Below are 17217 nucleotides of genomic sequence, written 5' to 3'. Positions count from 1 at the left end.
AAGTTAGAATCTTCTTTTATTTATCATAACACCAAACAGGCAGAGTGACGCAGTCAATCCTGAAATTACCGCCCCGTAAACCAAGAGGGGCGGGGTGTAAGTTAGAGAAACGTGGTGCTTACCGGCCGTCGTCGGTACCGCGAGCAAGCCGTCGGCAACGGTCTTGGTTTTGACCGCCTTGCCGTCCACCTTAGCCTGCCATCCGGGTCCGGCAGGTATGCTCGTCATCACTAGCGACTTGTCCGTCGTCGTTTGAATCGTTCCTTCGATGTGACGGCTGTTTTGCTTCGTCACGGTCATCGGATTTTGCTGCAGGCTCTGCAGGTCCTTGTCGACCGCCTCCTGGTTGAAGGAGTAGAGGGCGAAGTCGTCAAGGTAGCGGCTCTTGATGCCCTTGTTCAAGATGATGGACAGGGTCTGCTCCTTGCCCTTCGCGTCCTTGACGAGGTTCAAGGCCGCCGTGTGGTTGTAGCCGGTTTCCTGCGTCAGCACCTTGCCGTTCAAAACGAGCTGCACGCCGGATAGGTCAAAGGCACCACCCAAGTTTAAGTAGTAAGGGTCGTTGCTGTCGGGTGTAAAAGTCAAGGTCACCCCAGACCGCTTTTTCTTGTCCTCTGGATGCAGCAAGCCACCAGTTAGTCGTTCAGGTTCCGCCATGTTATCCAAATGGGTGATGGTCAATGGCTTTTGGCTCAGGAAGATTTCGTCCGGTTTACCTGCCAGGTGGGTCAGAATCCGTTCCTGATTTGCCAGTGGATAACGAACGGTTAACGGCGTCTTCAGAGCATCCTTGGAAGCCGCGTAGGCAACGGGAAGTGCGTTCTTGTTTTCCTTTAACAGCCAGTCCTTACCAGAAGCGACGGTCGTGGCCTTGTCGTAATCCGGACGGGTGCTCTTCTTTAGCGTGTGCGGCTTAACATCGAATTGGTTGTTTGGTGCCAAGTAGTACTTAAAGGAAAGAAGTGAATCGGAAACGACCGTTCCATTATTATAGGAAAGCTTTGAGTCGCCGGATATCTGTCCGATGTTTCGGTAGAAGGTTGCGGACTGCGCGGGTAGGAGGGAAGAAAAGTGGGAGCCTGCATTAAAGTGGCCGAGGTAGGCGTCGTTGTACGTGCGCCCCATTCCTTGTGCGACCCGGTAGAAGGAATGATCACCCTTCAGGGCTGGCTTCACGTCCGTGACGACCTTTGCACCCTGCTGGTACTCGCTGTTTGTCAGATACGCGATGTTATTCAGCGTGAGTGTTGCGTTTAAAAGCAAGAAGAGAACTGTTAAACCTCCTAGCGTTAGTAAGCGAAGCGTTTTTCCATGAACAAAAAGCAAGGCCACAAACAGCAGCAAGTAGCCAAACAAGAAGACCAACAGCCCCGTCTTTCCGATGTAGGACAGCTGGTTAATCTTCAGCGAACCGTACACCGTAATGCCCAGAATGACCGTCAAGAAGAAGGCCCGCGCCGGAATCGACGGCTCCCAGATTTCATCGAAGCCCTTGGCCGCCAACACAATGAGGAAGAAGGAAATTAAGAATGAGAAACGCGATGGGTACCAGATTGGGTACTGGCCACCGTGGAACAGCAGAATCAACGGCGTCCACGTCGTTGCCAGCACCAGCACCGTGATAACCATACCCGCCGCGATTTTTTGCGCCAGGCGGATTTGCTTGCTTGCAAAGAAGGCCCACAAAAAGAAGATGATGAGCGGTGCCACCAGCCAGTTTGCCTGGCCCGTTTGCATCTGGTCAAAGTCAAAAGAACCCGGGAGAAGCTTCAACAGCAGGTCCAACGGGTTGTTCTCGAAGCCCAGCGTCCAACGTACGGTGTGTGCCGTCTTTCCGAGCTGCAGCTGCATCAAGGTTGGCAGCCACAGCCAAGCAGAAAGCAACACGGCCAAGACCCCTGCGCTAAACAGCTTAAATGTCTTTTGCCAACAATGGTGTGCTTTCTTTTGTCCTAGCAGCATGAAGGGCAAATACCAAATCAAAAACAGACCGACCATCCAGGCGATGTAGTAGTTGGTCAAGATAGTGGCCATTAATAGGAAAAGAAAGGGGCGGACCTTGTTTGTTTGATAGAAGTGGTGCAGGGACCAAACCACTAGTGGCAGCAAAATCGCCGTGTCCAACCACAGCAAGTTCAAATCGTTTGCGATGAACCAGGCCGAAAGCGGGTAGTTGATGGCAAAGACTGGCAGGTAGTAACCGCGCACCCAGTCCATCTTCTTCAAAAAGAAGCCCATCGTGAGCCCGGCCGACGAAATCTTCAGGACCGTCACCAGCAGAATCCAAGCGGGCAGTGTTTTGGCCGTTGCCAACAAAAGCAGCAGGTTAAAGGGGGACATCAGGTAGTAGGACCATTCGCCCACCATGTCGCCACCGAGTCCCGTTGAAAAGGAGTAAAAAAAGGCGGACGGATCTTGCAAGAGCGTGTGCTTAAACTGAGCGAAGTAATCGAGATACTGCTGGCCCAAATCGACGGTCAAGATAGTCGATGAGCCAAAGGGCGTCATACCCCGGTAAGCAAAGTAAGACAGCATGATGAAAAAAGGCGCCCAAAAGGAAAGCGCCAGTGGTGAAAGAAAGGCTAAGTTAACGTGTTTCTTAAAAGATTTCATAACTTAAGAATACCAAAAAAACACGCCTTTTTTAGCGGAAAAATTGCCCGATATGGTAAAGTGGAGAAGATTACTCGTTTTATCTTAAATAATGGAAAGAATAACTCATGAATCGCAACCGCTATTTAGAAGATGCAAATAAAAACGACGCCCGGGCCAACCTACCTGGACGTTTGAAACTCCTCTTTGGATTGGTCGTGGCTTTGATTGCTGCCCTTCTCATTCAACTGGCTTTCCTGACGTTGAAGCAAGGGCCCGGCTACCAATCCGAAGTCGCCCGTTCCGACGAGACGGTTGAAAAGGGAAACGCCCCCCGAGGTCTCATCTATGATTCCACTGGGAAGGTCATCACTGGGAACCAAGCTTCGCCGGCTATCACGTACACGCGTGGTTCAACGACAACGACTTACAAAATCGCTGGTATCGCCAAGGAATTGGCTAAGTACATCACGGTGGACACGGCCCGCATGAACGCCCGTTCAAAGGCCGATTACTACCTGGTGACGAATCCTAAAAAGGCAACCGCCATTCAAGAAAAGCTGAAGAAGCAGTACGGAAAGACCTATTCCGAATGGTCTGGTGTCCAACAAAACACCGCCATGGCTAAGTATGTCATGGATAAGAAGCTCGCGGATGGCAAAGTCGATGACAACGTGGCCATGATCTTCCAGAAGATGTCTGGTGCCTCCGCCTTGTCGACAACCTACATTAAGGAATCCGACATCTCCGACGACGCCATGGCCAAGATTGCCGAACGCCTCTCGGATATGCCTGGTGTGAAGATTGGCGAATCCTGGTCTCGTAACTATCCAGAAGGAGACGACTTCAAGTCTTTGACGGGTACGGTTTCAAACGAAGCGGCCGGACTTCCCGAAGATCGTTTGCATCGTTTGCTGGCGCAGGGATATTCTCACAACGAACCAGTGGGAACGTCTGCCATGGAAAAGCAGTACGAATCATTGCTGAAGGGTTCACCTTCCCAGACAACGGTCACGACGATGGGTAACATTAAGACGTCCGACCTGAAGTATGCCGGACAGGCCGGGGATGCTTTGAAGCTTACGGTTAACGCCGAGTTCCAAAAGAAGGTCCAACAAATCTTGGAAGACAACCTTCCGGGTGGAAACGCCGAAGGGGCCTACTCAACTGTCATCAACCCTTACACCGGTGGTATCTATGCCATGGCTGGTGTGACGCGTGATCACGCAACGGGTAAGAAATCCGCCGACCAGTTGGGTAACATTAACCACGCCATCGTCATGGGTTCTGTTGTGAAGCCGGCTATCTTAGCCACTGGTTTCCAAAAGGGTGTGATTACCCCATCATCCAACACCATTAATGACCAAGGAATTTCAATCTCCGGTACGCCGAAGATTACCTCCTACTGGAACAAGGGTGGTAACCCGGTTCCAATCGATGCCAAGACCGCCTTGGAACGTTCTTCCAACACGTACTTCGTTCAGTTAGGAATGAAGATTGGTGGCCAGGAGTACAAGGCAAACGATACCTTGCATCTTCGCTCTGACGCCTTCCAGACCCTCCGTAACGGTCTTGGACAGTTCGGTCTTGGTACAAAGACCGGAATTGATCTGGAAGGTGAGACGGCCGGTTACCGTGGTTTGACGACTGGTTCTAACATCGGTAAGTATCTCTTTGCTTCCTTTGGACAGTATGATTCCTATACCACCTTGCAGCTGGCTCGTTATGTTTCGGCCATCGCAAACGGTGGTTATCTTGTCCAACCGCACTTGGTTGGATCCATCATGCAAACCGATAAGGCGGCTAAGCACCTGAATACGGTTTGGACTGCGCAACCACAGCTCCAATCACAAGTTCAGTTGTCAGACGACGAATGGCAAGTGATTAAGGACGGAATGAATCGCGTGGCTAACGGAAGTGATTCCCATAACACGGGTTCTGCACTGCATGGACTTGATCCAAAGGTCTACGCCAAGACTGGTACGGCCGAAACCACGACAAACGGGGCAACGACTTATACCGAATCAATGGTTGTCTACGTTCCTGGAACGCCGTTTGCCATGTCACTGGCCATCCCTGGTATGGATTCCTACCTGGATGGAACTAACGGACGTGTTGCCCGCGAGATTATCAACGCCTTCTGGTCGATGGTTATCTCAAAGGATGGCTTAGCAAAATAAGCTGTTAAAGTCGCGCGCGACTCAGATTTCGCCAACAAAGGAATTAATACTCGCGCACGCAAAACGCGCATAAAAAAATCGCCTGTTTCGAAAGAGAAACAGGCGATTTTTTCTTGTATTTAGTTGTTTGCCTTATCATCAGGTTCTACTCCGTAGAGATCGATTCGATAATCGGTGATCTTCAAACCAGTTGCGGCTTGCGCTGCCTTAATCAAAGGCGCTGGATCGAAGTTCGCGGCATCAATAATTTCATTGGTGTTCGTGTTGATTACGTGGTAGTGCGGGTGGTCAGCAGCGTCGTAATGGCGCTTGCCGTCTGAGATGCCATCAATAATGACGACCAACTTCTTCTCGACAAACTTTTCCAAGGTGTTGTAGACCGTGGCCAAAGAGATGTGAGGAAGATCGTTGTGAATCATCTCCGCCGTTGGGTGGGTGTCGTGAGTCATCATATATTCTAGCAAGGTCAGGCGCTGACTAGTTGCTTTTAACTTGTGTTCTTGGAGAACCGATTTCAATGGGTTCAGCATGTTAACCTCCTAGCTAATATTAACTACATTTCAATTATAACATTAGAATGAAACAAGACAAAAGATTGACATAAAGTATTTTTCTTGGTAGAATAGTTTAGATTCATTCTTAACAACTTAGGAGAAGTATTATGGAAAAGCAATCGTTGATGGCGCACAACAATTTGGTGCGTGCCGGTGTGATGGGTGGTAACGATGGGATTTTGTCCGTTGCCGGTATCATCGTCGGAGTGGCCGAAGCCGGGCAAAGCCTGGGAGCAATTATGCTATCAGGTTTTGCCGGGACTTTGGCCGGCATGGTCTCCATGGCCATGGGTGAATTTGTTTCGGTTCGGTCATCTCACGATGCGCAGCACAAGGCGCGCATTAGCCAAGAGAAGGCCCTTAAAGATGATTATGATAAGGAATTTAACTTTGTCAAAGAAAAGTATCAAGGCGATGGTATTTCGGAAGAATTAGCCACGCAGGCCACGAAGGAGATGATGCAAAAGGATCCGTTGGAAACGACGGTTCGTGAGCGTCACGGTTTCTCATTGAAATCAGAAGTGTCCGCCTGGGGAGCCGCTTTGGTTTCCTTCGTCACGTTCCCAACCGGTGCTGCATTGCCAATGGCCTTCATGGCTTTGGCGACGCCGAACTTGCGTATCATGGCGACTTTCTTAGCCGTCTTGATTGCCTTGCTTTTGACCGGATACATGGCTGCCGTTGTTAACGGTGCCAACCGGACAAAGGGGGCCATTCGTAACTTGCTTTCAGGAATTTTGACCATGGTTGTCACGTTCTTGATTGGATCACTTTTCAAATAAGGGAGATTGACCATGTTGACATTATTCATGAATTGGCAAAAGAAGCGGGCTGAAAAGCAGTCCGGACAAACGATGGAAGAACGCTTGAACGCCATTCGAGCTGGAATCCTTGGGTCAAACGACGGTATCTTGACCGTTGTTGGTGTTGTGTTCTCCGTTGCAGCCGCAACGTCAGACCGTTTGGTCATCGTGCTGGCCGGTTTGTCAGATTTGTTAGCCTGTGCCCTTTCAATGGGTTCAGGAGAGTTCGCTGCGGTTTCATCCCAGTCTGACTCAGAAAAGGTTGCCGAAACGCTCGAACGCGCCCGTTTGAAGGAAGCCTTTGGCGAACAAGTTGAGACGGTTCAAGCCTTCTACACGGACCGTGGGGTTAGCCCTGAAACCGCAAAGGCCATCGCCTGCGAATTGTTGGCTGAAAAGCCTTTGGAAACGGTGTTGTCCGTGAAGTACGACATGCAGTTGGGACACTACGTGTCACCAATGTCTGCCGCCTTTGCTTCAACCTTCTCCGCTGCCTTGGGTGGCGCGTTGCCTTTGATCGCCCTCTTGGTCTTCCCAGTGGAATACCAATACGTGGCTGCTATCTTGGCAACGGTTGTGGCCTCTGCTTTGACTGGATTGCTTTCCGCTGTGTTCTCACAGGGAATGATTGGTCGTGCAGTCTGGAGAAATATTTGGGTTGGTTTGGTAACGATTGCTATTCACTACGGCATTGGGTTGCTATTCTAATTAATTGGTTTAGTCTGGATTTTTCGAAATTCAGGCTTTTCTTATGTGAGAAAAGACACTATAATAGGTGTCAGTAATTGAGTTAAATATGGAGGAAGAAAATGAAAGTAGTAATTATTGGTGCATCGCACGGTGGTCACGAATCAGCGCACGAATTGTTGACGCGCTATTCCGATATGGACGTAACGGTATATGAAGCGGGAGATTTCATCTCCTTCATGTCATGTGGAATGGAATTGTTCCTCGAAGGTAAGGTAACGAAGCGTGATGACGTTCGTAACTTTAAGGAAGCTGACATCGAACAATACGGTGGTAAGGTTTTGAAGTCACACTTGGTTGAAGCTGTTGACACGGACAAGCAAGAAGTGACGGTGAAGAACTTGGTATCAGGTGATGTATTCACGGACTCATACGACAAGTTGATTATTTCATCAGGTGTGACGCCAATGACTTTGCCAGTACCCGGCGCAGACTTGGACAACGTGTTCTTGATGCGTGGACGTGACTGGGCACAAAAGATTGATGACAAGGTGAAGGATTCATCCGTCAAGAACGTGGTTGTCGTTGGTACTGGTTACATCGGTATCGAAGCCGCCGAAGTGTTTGCCGAAGCTGGTAAGAACGTCACGGTTGTCGACATGATCAAGCGTCCTTTGGGAAACTACTTGGATGAAGAATTGGCCGAACCAATCGCCAAGGCTTTGACTGATGGTGGCGTTAACCTCCACTTGGGTCACACGGTTTCATCATTTGAAGGAAACGGTGCTGTTGAAAAGGTTGTGGCTGATGACGGCCAAAGTTTCGACGCCGACTTGGTTATCGTTGCTGCTGGTGTTAAGCCAAACACTGACTACTTGAAGGGACAAATCGACTTGGACCAACGCGGTTGGATCAAGACGGACCCATACTTGCGCACGAACGCTAAGAACGTTTACGCCATCGGTGATGCCATCTTGCCACTCTTTACGCCTGCTGGACAACCAGCACCAATCGCCTTGGCAACAACGGCCCGTCGCGAAGCCCGTTATGTTGTTGAAAACATCATGATTGATCAACCAGGACGCGCCTTTGCTGGTGTGAACGGTTCTTCAGCCTTGGCGGTCTTCGACTACAAGTTGGCTTCAACGGGTGTGAACGCCAACAACGCCGAGAAGATGGGATTGAAGACGGCTGGTTCTTTGTACCATGCAACGGTTCGTCCTGAGTTCGTGACGGACGGCAACCCTGAAATTTGGGTAAAGTTGACTTACCAACCAGAGACACACGAAATCTTGGGTGGACAAGTATTGTCAACGCAGGACGTAACGGCTCATGCCAACACGATTGCCTTGGCTATCAAGGGTAAGATGACCTTGGAAGACTTGGCCGAAGCCGACTTCTTCTTCCAACCTGGATTCGACCGTCAGTGGTCCGTTTTGAACTTGGCAGCTCAGGTTGCTTTGGGACAAACGCCATCAGTTTAAGCTGGATTATGATTTTAAAACAAAAAGAACGCCCTAAGGACGTTCTTTTTTTATATAATAGGGATTATGATAAATCGAATTACAAAAGGGTGGGCGAAGTTAGATCGCCTGCTTCACGTTAATGATCTCGTTCTCTACTTCTCACGAGCTCAAATCGGGTTGGTTGGTCCGACCTTTGCCTACTATGTTTTGCTGACGCTGTTTCCATTGTTGATTGCCGTTGTTTTGGTGATTTCAGCCTTGAACGTAACCACGTCGCGCTTATCGGAAATGATGGCGGACTTCTTGCCGGCAACGGTGAACGAATTCATCCATCCCATTTTGAATTCAGTGGCGCATACGAATACGCAATCTTACTGGTCACTGTCTCTGATTTTTATTATCTGGGCGTTGTCACGGGTGATTACGGTCTTGCGTGAAGCCTTTAACCGAGTAGCAGATGCCGAAGAACCATTCTTGCCAATCTTGGCTCGACTCTGGTCCTTCCTCTGGCTCATTTTAATGGTCGTGGTCTTCACAGTTCTCATTTTTGCCGGAAACATCCTGGGCGTTTACATCCAGGATTTGACGGGCTTGGGCTTCTGGGTGAAGCCAACGCGCTGGGTGCTCATGTTTGGACTTTGGGCCGTGTTGATTTGGATGAACTATGAGTTACCAACGAAAGAAGCCCGTGCACCGTTCTTGGCCTCATTGTTGGGGTCACTCTTCGACTTGGTTGCCTTGAACGGGCTGAACAAGGTGTTTGCGCTTGTGGCCAAATTCCAGTTCGGAAAGTATGGCTTCTACCAATCCTTGACATCGATCATCGTGTTCCTGCTCTGGCTGAACTTGGTTGCCACGGTGTTGGTAACTGGTTTCGTCTTGATGAATTGGTTATCCGGGTTCAACTGGATTGGAAGGAAGAAAAATGTTTCAAAAGACTGACTTTGATATTTTCAACGATCAAACCTTAGAAGGACGAATGGACAAGGTTCGAAACGTCATCGATCCAAAGTTCGAGGCCTTCGCTGAGTTGGCGATGCCTATTTTGAACGCTGACGGTCGTCCCTGGGTGGCACACGTGGCCAAGCACAAGATGCGAAAGGTGAACCCACCTGAAAACACCTGGGTGGCCTTTGCGCCAAACAAGCGGGGCTACAAGATGGAAGCCCACTTTGAGCTTGGTTTCTGGGATGATCACTTGTACTTCTACTTGGCCATCGAAGAGAACATGAAAAAGGTGAAGGCGGATGGCCCACGCTTGGCTGAGCAGATGCACGCCTTGGCTGACCAGGTTGCCGCCTTGCCATCTGACTACGTGTTGTCACAGGACCACATGGATAACAACCGCCACGAACTTGGTGAATACGAGGCCATCGTGACGCGTTACGGAAAAGTGAAGGCAGCCGAGGTGCTTCTTGGACGCCAAATCCCAAAGGATAGCCCCTTGTTCGACGAACCAGAGCAATTGACCAACTTACTGCTCGACACGTTGAAGGAGCTCTTGCCCCTTTACGAACAATTAGCGGATTAAGCAAACAATTTGATCAGTTAAAAAAAGAAGCAGGCCAATGCGGCCTGCTTCTTTTTGTTTTCACAGATTAATCTTCGTGGTTTTCCTGTTCCATCAGAAGAAGTGTCTGCGCTTGATTAATCTCGTTGTAGAGTTCATCGGCGACAGCCGCCTTCACCTTCCCGGCTGCAAGTTGCGTTGACAGGTAGGCGTACTCATCGGCAAAGGCCTGAATGTACTCTGACGTTTTCACAGACACGGCTTGCTTACGGTAATCGTGGTTCACGATTCGGAAGAAACGGTCCAACAGCTGGCGAACTTCCGCCACGTTTTCGGTATCCTCGTGGTTTTCAAGCTCGTTTTGCAAGGCATGTGACAAGAGACCATCCGCCGTGTGTTGCATCTCCTTATTCAAGGACAGCATGGCTTCGCGGCCATCCTTCCATTGGCGAACGAGACGCGCGCGTTCGGGGTCACGGGCCAACATATTTTCGCGGTACCGACGACGCTGACCCTGCGTGAAGGTCTTCGTCTTCATGTGCCAGGAAAATTCATGCCGGTAATGGTGCAAGCGCTGCTTAATCTGCATCAACGGATGTCGGGAAGTAGCGGGTGAAAGTAAACCTCGAACCATGAATCGGCTGTAACGATCAACAATGTTTTGATCGTAGCCTTCTTCCACCATCTGGTCCAAGCGCTCCTGCAGTTGATCCGAGATTTTCGTCAACAACGCGATGGATTCTTGCTCATGGCTTGGCTTTGGATGCCCAACCGTCAACTTCTGCGTTTGCAAGGTTTGGGCAATCGCCGTCTTCGTGTCGTGGTCAGCAATGCGCTGTTCCATCTTGATGATGGAAGCGTCAATCATTTCAGAACGTGCATCGTTTAGTTCCTTTTCGCTGTAGGCAAGTTCTTCCTCGTCCAAGAGCTTTGGCAAGACGAGCGTTGCAGCGATAAGTGAAATCAAAATCACCAAGGTGGAGACCAAAAGGATTTCGTTCAAGAATGGCAACGGCTGTCCGTTCACCGTCTTTGGCAAGGACATCGCCAAGGCTAAGGTCACGGCCCCGTGGACGCCGGCGATTCCGAAGATTTGCGCGCGGTGAATGCGGTCTTCGGTTTGGTGTTCCCCAAAGAAAGAAACCAAGCGGTCTTGTTTCTGGAAGGAGACCCAGATGAAACGGGCGGCGTACATCACGATGTAGATGATGACGGCTAACCAGAAGAGGCCGAGTGACTTTTCAAAACCAAAGTCACCGATGAGTTTCAAAATCTTCGGGAATGACAGTCCTAAGATAACGAAGACGATTCCGTTTAGAAGTGTCGTCAACGTCTGCCAAATCGTACCGGAAATCACGCGCGATTCCGTTGCAATCAACTGTAAGCGGGATTGCTCGTAGTTGTGCACGATTCCAGCGGCCACAACGGCTAGGATTCCAGAGAGATGGAAGTGTTCTGCCAAAAGGTAGATGGCAAAGGGGGTCATAATATTCAGTGGAATTGTCGTAGCCTGTGCCGATGAAGCGTGGAAGGAGAGGTAGAGACGAAGCATCACAATTAAGGCGGATGCGAGGGCTCCTACAATCAATCCTCCAAGAGCTACAATGGTGAAGTGGCTTACGGCCGATACCAAACTGAAGTGGCCTTCCTTATAAACGGAAAGGGCCAAGTCCAACAAAACGATACCCGTGGCATCGTTAAAGAGGGATTCGAGTTCCAGTGATTGGTTTAATCCCTTTGGCATTTTCAAGCCGGTTGTCATGGACTTCACGGCAACGGCGTCTGTTGGGACGACGATGGCGGCCAAGGCGATAGCGAGCGTCAGCGGCCAGGCGGATTGAATTTTATCCGTCACGAAGGCGACAATCCCGACCACGAAGAGCGCCAACAATACCGACAATTGGAAAATGGCGTTGAAGTGCTTCTTCATCGTGGCAAAGGAAATACCTTGACCCTCTTGGAACATCAACGGCGCGATGATCAAGAATAAAAAGAACTCGGGGTCTAGTTCGAAGTTTTTAAAGACGGGGATGAAAGTGAACAATCCTCCGACGATAATCAATACAAGGGCTTCGGGTACCCGGGGGATGAAGGGTTTAACAATGTTGGCTGCGATAACCGCAACCAAAAGTAACGCGATCAAAAAGAGTGTTGTCATAATCGTCCTTTCTTGTAACAGTGTTGCACTAATGACTATTATAGAGGGGTTTTTGAGTGTGAGCAAGAAAGGACGGAATTTTAAAAATAAGGCTATCTTTTTTGAAAGGCTTTCGCTATACTGGGGCTAAGCGATATTTTTATCATAATTCTTTAATAAAAGGAGAGAAAAAGCGATGGCATCAATTCAACGACTTTACGAGATTTTTCAACCGGAGCACTATGATTTGCAAATCCATGTGTCCCGTGCTGAAAAGGTGATTTCTGGAACAGCGGTAATCACGGGTGAGGCGAAGCAAAAGAACTTGGCTTTGCACCAACACGATTTGACGGTTTCTTCTGTTCAAGTGGACGGCGAAGACGTTGCCTTTGAGATGGATAAGGAAAACGATCAGTTTACCTTTGAAAGTCCAAAGGACGGCAAGGTTGAAATCAAGGTAGCCTACACCGCACCTTTGACGGACAACATGAACGGGATTTACCCTTCTTACTATAAGGAAGATGGGGAAGACAAGCAGGTTGTTTCCACGCAGTTTGAAACGTACTTTGCCCGTCAGGCCTTCCCATCCATCGATGAGCCGGAAGCAAAGGCGACCTTTAAGCTCGCGCTCTCCTTTGACGAAAAGGATGGCGAAGTCGCCATCTCAAACACGCCGGAAGAAAAGGTGGAAGACGGGGTTCACTACTTCGAAAAGACCGTTAAGATGTCAACTTACTTGGTAGCCTTTGCCTTCGGTGACTTCCAATCCGTTGAAACGAAGACGAAGTCCGGAATCAAGGTCGGTATCTACGCCACGAAGGCCCACCCTGCAAAGGACATGGATTTCGCCTTAGACATCGCCAAGCGTTCCATCGACTTTTACGAAGACTATTACCAAACGCCATACCCATTGGCCCAATCCTTGCAAGTGGCTTTGCCGGACTTTTCAGCCGGAGCCATGGAAAACTGGGGGATGGTTACGTACCGTGAAGCCTACCTCTTAGTCGACCCCGATAACACAGAACTCGAAATGAAGCAGGTCGTTGCCACGGTGATTGCCCACGAATTGGCGCACCAGTGGTTCGGTGACTTGGTCACGATGAAGTGGTGGGACGAACTCTGGTTGAACGAATCCTTCGCTAACATGATGGAATTCGTCTGCATTGACGCAATCGAACCCGATTGGAAGATCTGGGAAAGCTTCAACGCCAAGGATGCGCAAGCAGCCTTGAAGCGTGATGCCGTTCCTGGCGTGCAATCCGTTCACGTCGAAGTACACCACCCAGAAGAAATCGACGCCCTCTTTGACCCAGCCATCGTTTACGCCAAGGGTGCTCGTTTGCTCGTCATGGTTCGTTCGTTGATTGGTGACGACGCTTTGCGTAAGGGCTTGAAGGCCTACTTCGAAAAGAAGGCCTACGGCAATGCTTCTGGTTCAGACCTTTGGGATGCACTTGGAAAGGCGTCTGGTCAAGATATTGGTGCTGTGATGGCCACTTGGTTGGAACAACCAGGTTATCCTGAATTGCACGTGGCCATCGAAAACGGTCGTGTGAAGGTCAGCCAAAAGCCGTTCGTCTTGGGTGAAAAGCCTGCAAACGACGACCGTCGTTGGGCAGTACCTTTGGCAGCGTCTGTCAAAGGCTTGCCTGACTTGCTTTCAGAAGAAAGCTTGGACTTGGGTGACTGGGAAGAATTGAAAACGGCTTCTGATGGTCCGTTCCGTTTGAACGTTGGAAACGCCAGCCACTACATCGTGTCATACGATGATGAAATCGTGGCCGAACAGGTCGAAGGATTGGCCGAAATGTCAGCCATCGATCAGGCGCAATTCTTGCAGAATCAACTGTTCTTGGCTCAGGCCGGACAAGTGGGAATCGCTGACATCTTGCCTGTCTTGCCAAAGTTGAAGGACTCCGATTCTGCCTTGGTTCAAAACTTCGTTTACCAGGTAATCGGTCAAGCGAAGGTCTTTGCGGATGGTGGCAGCCAATTGGAAAAGGATTTGAAGGCCTTTGTAAAAACGCTGTCTGACGACAGCTACCAACGCCTTGGTTTGGACAAAACGGCCTCTGATTCCGTATCCGACGAGTTGATGCGTCCAACGGTGATTGCCGCTGCCTTGTTTGGAAAGAACGAGGCCATGAAAAAGGATGCCCACGCCCGTTATGCCTCTACAACGTCGATTGAGGCGCTTGCAGCTGACGGACGTACCCAAGTTCTTCAAAACGAATTGGCGAACTTCAACAGCCAAGAAGTCTTTGACGAAATGGTGAAGGCCTACGTTGATACGAGTAATGCTTCTTTGAAGCGTGACTTGCGCGCTGCCTTGGTCACGACCCCGGACGCCGGTCAGTTGGAGACGCTCGTGTCCTACTTCATGGACGCTGATGTCATCAAGCCGCAAGATTTGCGTGATTGGTTCGGTGGTGTCTTGGCCAACGACAAGGGCAAGGACATGGCCTGGGACTTCGTAACGACAAACTGGGGTTGGTTGGAAGACCGCCTCGGTGGTGACATGTCCTTCTCTTCTTACATCACGGTGATGTCCCGTACATTGAAGAGCCAGGCCCAGTTGGATGCCTTCAACGCCTTCTTTACGCCAAAGGAAGACCAACCAGGAATCGCCCGCGAAATTGTGGTCGACCGCATTGTGATTGAAAACCGAGTAAAGTTGGTGGAAACCCAACAGGCTACGGTTGCAACTGCATTAGCTGGATTGGTTAAATAAAAATATTAGGACAGAAAAAAGCCTCCGATGAAAATCGGAGGCGTTTTTTTATGTTAATCTTCACCAGGAATGAAGGTGTCGTTTTTAATCAATGATTGGAAGGAGTCATGCACGGCTTCGAACAAGTCGTCCGGCCCATTGTCCAGCATCTCGCGTGGGAAGAAGAAGCGCTGATCCAATGATGCGTGCCCCTTAATCGCCCCAACAAGCGTTGAAAGCTCAGACAATTCCTTTTGCGTACCGTCCGCCAGCAACAATTCGATTTGCGTCCGTGGCTTCTTTGCCGCCGGCTTGTAATCGTCGTATGGCAAATCGTAGGCGTCGTTGCGCGCCGTGTAGTACTCTGGATCAAAGCCGGCGTCCTTGATGATCTTTTCGAGTCGGTCCAAGTGAGGGGCTGACTCTTCGTTGATCTGGATGGACTTAAATGGCTTACGTCCCAAGAAACGCTGTGACAAATCAGCAAGGATTGTATCGTCTGAATCCTGCCAGCCGTTAATCGCCGTCAAGAAGAGGTTGTCATCCAAACGAAGGTATTCGTGCACTGTTAAATCGTGGTCCGGTTGGAACACTGGCAAGAGGAGTGGACCGACCAATGATTCGGGTTCCTTACCCGCTGCCAAGAGTTCCTTCACGCGCCCCAGGATGTGTTCCAAGATGATTTCCATTCCGCGGGAAACGGGGTGGAAGTACACTTGCAAGTACATCTGGTAACGGGCTACCAAGTAGGACTCGACGGCGTGCATCCCACCGATTCCAACGGCAATTCCCTTTTTGCATGGGCGAAGCATCCGCAAGATGCGGGAAAGGTCGAACTCACCGTATGAAGCGCCAGTGTAGTAAGCGTCACGGAGCAAGTAATCCATGCGGTCAACGTCCAACTGGGAGGAAATCAACTGCACCACCTGTGGGTTGGGGTAAGTCTTTGCAATGACGGACGCGACCTTGTTCGGGAAGTCCGGACCTTCTTGCAAGAGCACCTTGTTAATTTCGGTGTCCCCCGTGATGATGTGTTGCGTCATCGCCTCGTGATCCGTGTGGAAGAGGTGTTCGAAGGTGTGGGAGAAGGCGCCGTGTCCAACGTCGTGGAGCAGTGCGGCAGCCAAGGTAACCATGCGTTCTTCGGGGTTCCAAAGACCATCGCCTTCTTCCTTGGTGCAGTAGTACTGCTCAAAGTGTTCCGTTACCCGGCGGGCCAGTTCGTAAGCACCCGCGCAGTGACCAAAGCGGTCATGGGTTGCGCCGTGGAAAATCGTGTTGGCCACACCAAGTTGTTGCACGCGGCGCAAACGCTGAAATTCCTTCGTATTGATCAAATCCAAAATCAGCTGATCTTGGATGTGAATAAAGTCGTGAATGGGGTCTCTGAGGACTTTTTCGTGTTCTAATTTTTCCAAAAGATTCACCTTTCCCTTCGTCGATATCCCTATTATAATAGAAAGAAGCAAAACTTGCGAAAAATGAGGCGAGAAAGCGTTAAAAATGACAGGAAAAACCGTACAAGTACAATTCCAATCTAAGATTTTCCAGGATGAAGGGGACGAAAGTTTCGACATCCAAGCAACAGGGCGCTTGGTCGAAAAGGGGGATGCCCTCTATTTGACCTACGACGAAGAAATCGCCGAACAGCCCGTGACAAAGGTCATGGTTAAGATGGAAGAGGGACGCGTTGCCATCAGCCGTTCGAACGTGAACAAGACTCGCTTGGTCTTTGAGCCGGGCTTGCTTGCTAACCAGCCTTATCAAACGGCGGCGGGGATGATGTTGCTCGACACCAACACTCGTCGGTTTGAACTCGATTTGGCCGACAACAAGGAGAGCGGAAAGGTGCTGTTGGACTACTCTTTGGCAGCCAACGGCGAAGTTGTCGGACAGTATCAGGTTTCCTTGCAATTTTCCTGATTTTTCAGTATAGTTAACTAGTTAGAAGTGCGAAAGGATACGAGTCATGTCACAAATCGAAAACGGTCAACTCAAAGAAGAAATGGCATTGGTGGAAATCGCCACTGCCATCCTATCCGAACAAAAGAAGGCAATGGCCTTCGCAGATCTCGTTGCAGCCATCGAGGATTTCCTCGGGGTTGATGACGAAAACTTTAAGTCCCGTTTGTCTCAGTTCTACACGGACTTGAACACGGACGGTTCTTTCATCTCACTTGGGAACAACGAATGGGCATTGCGTGCCTGGTACCCAGTTGACGCCATCGACGAATCAATCCACGAAATCGATGACGAAGAAGAAAAGCCAAAGAAGAAAAAGAAGGCTTCTAAGAAGGTTAACGTCTTTGCCGACAACGCCGCTGATGACGACGTGATCGACTACAACGACGATGACCCTGAAGACGATGACTTCGACGACATCGACGGACACGACGCCGAAGACGGTGACGGAAACGACTCCGAAGATGACGACGATTCAGAAAAGGAAGAATCAATCGACCAAAACCTGACTGAATTGGCAGGAACGGACGACTTGGATGACCTTTCTGACGGTGATGAAGAAAAGTAATTTTCGCTGAAAATTTTCGGCTAAAGTGTTGCTTTTTAGAGGCGCCTT

General features: G+C 49.8%; 13 protein-coding genes. 9 read left to right on the top strand and 4 right to left on the bottom strand.

The genetic code is table 11. From position 1 onward, the window contains the following. Positions 1 to 3: 3 nt before the first annotated feature. Positions 4 to 2613, bottom strand: coding sequence for a YfhO family protein (locus tag NFX39_RS01685; RefSeq protein ID WP_252442404.1), 2610 nt, complete (start codon positions 2611 to 2613; stop codon positions 4 to 6). A gap of 107 nt (positions 2614 to 2720) precedes the next feature. On the opposite strand from NFX39_RS01685, the gene NFX39_RS01680 reads away from it, so the two are divergent. Then, entirely contained in the window at positions 2721 to 4772 is a 2052-nt protein-coding gene (locus NFX39_RS01680) for a peptidoglycan D,D-transpeptidase FtsI family protein (protein WP_252442402.1), read from the top strand. A gap of 119 nt (positions 4773 to 4891) precedes the next feature. Here the strand turns inward: NFX39_RS01680 and NFX39_RS01675 are convergent, their stop codons facing one another. Beyond that, positions 4892 to 5302, bottom strand: a complete 411-nt coding sequence (locus tag NFX39_RS01675; RefSeq protein WP_252442400.1) for a Fur family transcriptional regulator — start codon at positions 5300 to 5302, stop codon at positions 4892 to 4894. Between the two features lie 131 nt (positions 5303 to 5433). Here NFX39_RS01675 and NFX39_RS01670 point away from each other — a divergent pair, with 131 nt between their 5' ends. From NFX39_RS01670 to NFX39_RS01650, 5 genes are all read left to right on the top strand, one after another. Then, positions 5434 to 6108: a VIT1/CCC1 transporter family protein gene (locus NFX39_RS01670; RefSeq protein WP_252442398.1), complete on the top strand. Its 675-nt coding sequence runs from the start codon at positions 5434 to 5436 to the stop codon at positions 6106 to 6108. Between the two features lie 12 nt (positions 6109 to 6120). After that, positions 6121 to 6837 carry a VIT1/CCC1 transporter family protein gene (locus NFX39_RS01665; protein ID WP_252442396.1) on the top strand — a complete coding sequence of 239 codons (717 nt, stop codon included), beginning with the start codon at positions 6121 to 6123 and terminating at the stop codon, positions 6835 to 6837. Between the two features lie 101 nt (positions 6838 to 6938). Next, a complete protein-coding gene (locus NFX39_RS01660) occupies positions 6939 to 8300 on the top strand; it encodes an FAD-dependent oxidoreductase (RefSeq protein WP_252442394.1) in 1362 nt (453 codons plus the stop codon). A gap of 66 nt (positions 8301 to 8366) precedes the next feature. Further along, on the top strand, positions 8367 to 9224 hold the full coding sequence (locus NFX39_RS01655; protein ID WP_252442392.1) for a YihY/virulence factor BrkB family protein: 858 nt from the start codon (positions 8367 to 8369) through the stop codon (positions 9222 to 9224). Beyond that, positions 9208 to 9813, top strand: a complete 606-nt coding sequence (locus tag NFX39_RS01650; RefSeq protein WP_252442390.1) for a DUF1054 family protein — start codon at positions 9208 to 9210, stop codon at positions 9811 to 9813. Before NFX39_RS01655 ends, NFX39_RS01650 begins: the two co-directional genes overlap by 17 nt. Before the next feature lie 67 nt (positions 9814 to 9880). On the opposite strand, the gene NFX39_RS01645 is transcribed toward NFX39_RS01650, so the two are convergent. Beyond that, the gene (locus NFX39_RS01645; RefSeq protein WP_252442387.1) at positions 9881 to 11950 is read right to left on the bottom strand and encodes a cation:proton antiporter; all 2070 of its coding nucleotides are present in this window, start codon (positions 11948 to 11950) and stop codon (positions 9881 to 9883) included. A 175-nt stretch (positions 11951 to 12125) separates the two neighbouring features. Between NFX39_RS01645 and NFX39_RS01640 the strand changes: the two genes are divergently transcribed. Continuing rightward, positions 12126 to 14660 carry a M1 family metallopeptidase gene (locus NFX39_RS01640; RefSeq protein WP_252442385.1) on the top strand — a complete coding sequence of 845 codons (2535 nt, stop codon included), beginning with the start codon at positions 12126 to 12128 and terminating at the stop codon, positions 14658 to 14660. Between the two features lie 53 nt (positions 14661 to 14713). Here the strand turns inward: NFX39_RS01640 and NFX39_RS01635 are convergent, their stop codons facing one another. Next, a complete protein-coding gene (locus tag NFX39_RS01635; RefSeq protein ID WP_252442383.1) occupies positions 14714 to 16066 on the bottom strand; it encodes an HD domain-containing protein in 1353 nt (450 codons plus the stop codon). A gap of 76 nt (positions 16067 to 16142) precedes the next feature. Here NFX39_RS01635 and NFX39_RS01630 point away from each other — a divergent pair, with 76 nt between their 5' ends. Both NFX39_RS01630 and rpoE read left to right on the top strand, forming a co-directional pair. Next, positions 16143 to 16562: a YwiB family protein gene (locus NFX39_RS01630; protein ID WP_252442381.1), complete on the top strand. Its 420-nt coding sequence runs from the start codon at positions 16143 to 16145 to the stop codon at positions 16560 to 16562. Positions 16563 to 16608: 46 nt separating this feature from the next. Further along, entirely contained in the window at positions 16609 to 17169 is a 561-nt protein-coding gene (gene rpoE, locus NFX39_RS01625) for a DNA-directed RNA polymerase subunit delta (RefSeq protein ID WP_252442379.1), read from the top strand. Positions 17170 to 17217 lie beyond the last annotated feature (48 nt).

It is taken from the genome of Fructobacillus apis (assembly GCF_023893635.1).
GTDB classification, from domain to species: domain Bacteria; phylum Bacillota; class Bacilli; order Lactobacillales; family Lactobacillaceae; genus Fructobacillus; species Fructobacillus apis.
This window is presented reverse-complemented; position numbering and strand designations above follow the sequence as displayed.

Excerpts from the sequence above, each read along its gene's own strand:
- NFX39_RS01685 (WP_252442404.1), bottom strand. The coding sequence starts at position 2,613 with ATGAAATCTTTTAAGAAACACGTTAACTTAGCCTTTCTTTCACCACTG.
- NFX39_RS01680 (WP_252442402.1), top strand. The coding sequence starts at position 2,721 with ATGAATCGCAACCGCTATTTAGAAGATGCAAATAAAAACGACGCCCGG.
- NFX39_RS01675 (WP_252442400.1), bottom strand. The coding sequence starts at position 5,302 with ATGCTGAACCCATTGAAATCGGTTCTCCAAGAACACAAGTTAAAAGCA.
- NFX39_RS01670 (WP_252442398.1), top strand. The coding sequence starts at position 5,434 with ATGGAAAAGCAATCGTTGATGGCGCACAACAATTTGGTGCGTGCCGGT.
- NFX39_RS01665 (WP_252442396.1), top strand. The coding sequence starts at position 6,121 with ATGTTGACATTATTCATGAATTGGCAAAAGAAGCGGGCTGAAAAGCAG.
- NFX39_RS01660 (WP_252442394.1), top strand. The coding sequence starts at position 6,939 with ATGAAAGTAGTAATTATTGGTGCATCGCACGGTGGTCACGAATCAGCG.
- NFX39_RS01655 (WP_252442392.1), top strand. The coding sequence starts at position 8,367 with ATGATAAATCGAATTACAAAAGGGTGGGCGAAGTTAGATCGCCTGCTT.
- NFX39_RS01650 (WP_252442390.1), top strand. The coding sequence starts at position 9,208 with ATGTTTCAAAAGACTGACTTTGATATTTTCAACGATCAAACCTTAGAA.
- NFX39_RS01645 (WP_252442387.1), bottom strand. The coding sequence starts at position 11,950 with ATGACAACACTCTTTTTGATCGCGTTACTTTTGGTTGCGGTTATCGCA.
- NFX39_RS01640 (WP_252442385.1), top strand. The coding sequence starts at position 12,126 with ATGGCATCAATTCAACGACTTTACGAGATTTTTCAACCGGAGCACTAT.
- NFX39_RS01630 (WP_252442381.1), top strand. The coding sequence starts at position 16,143 with ATGACAGGAAAAACCGTACAAGTACAATTCCAATCTAAGATTTTCCAG.
- rpoE (WP_252442379.1), top strand. The coding sequence starts at position 16,609 with ATGTCACAAATCGAAAACGGTCAACTCAAAGAAGAAATGGCATTGGTG.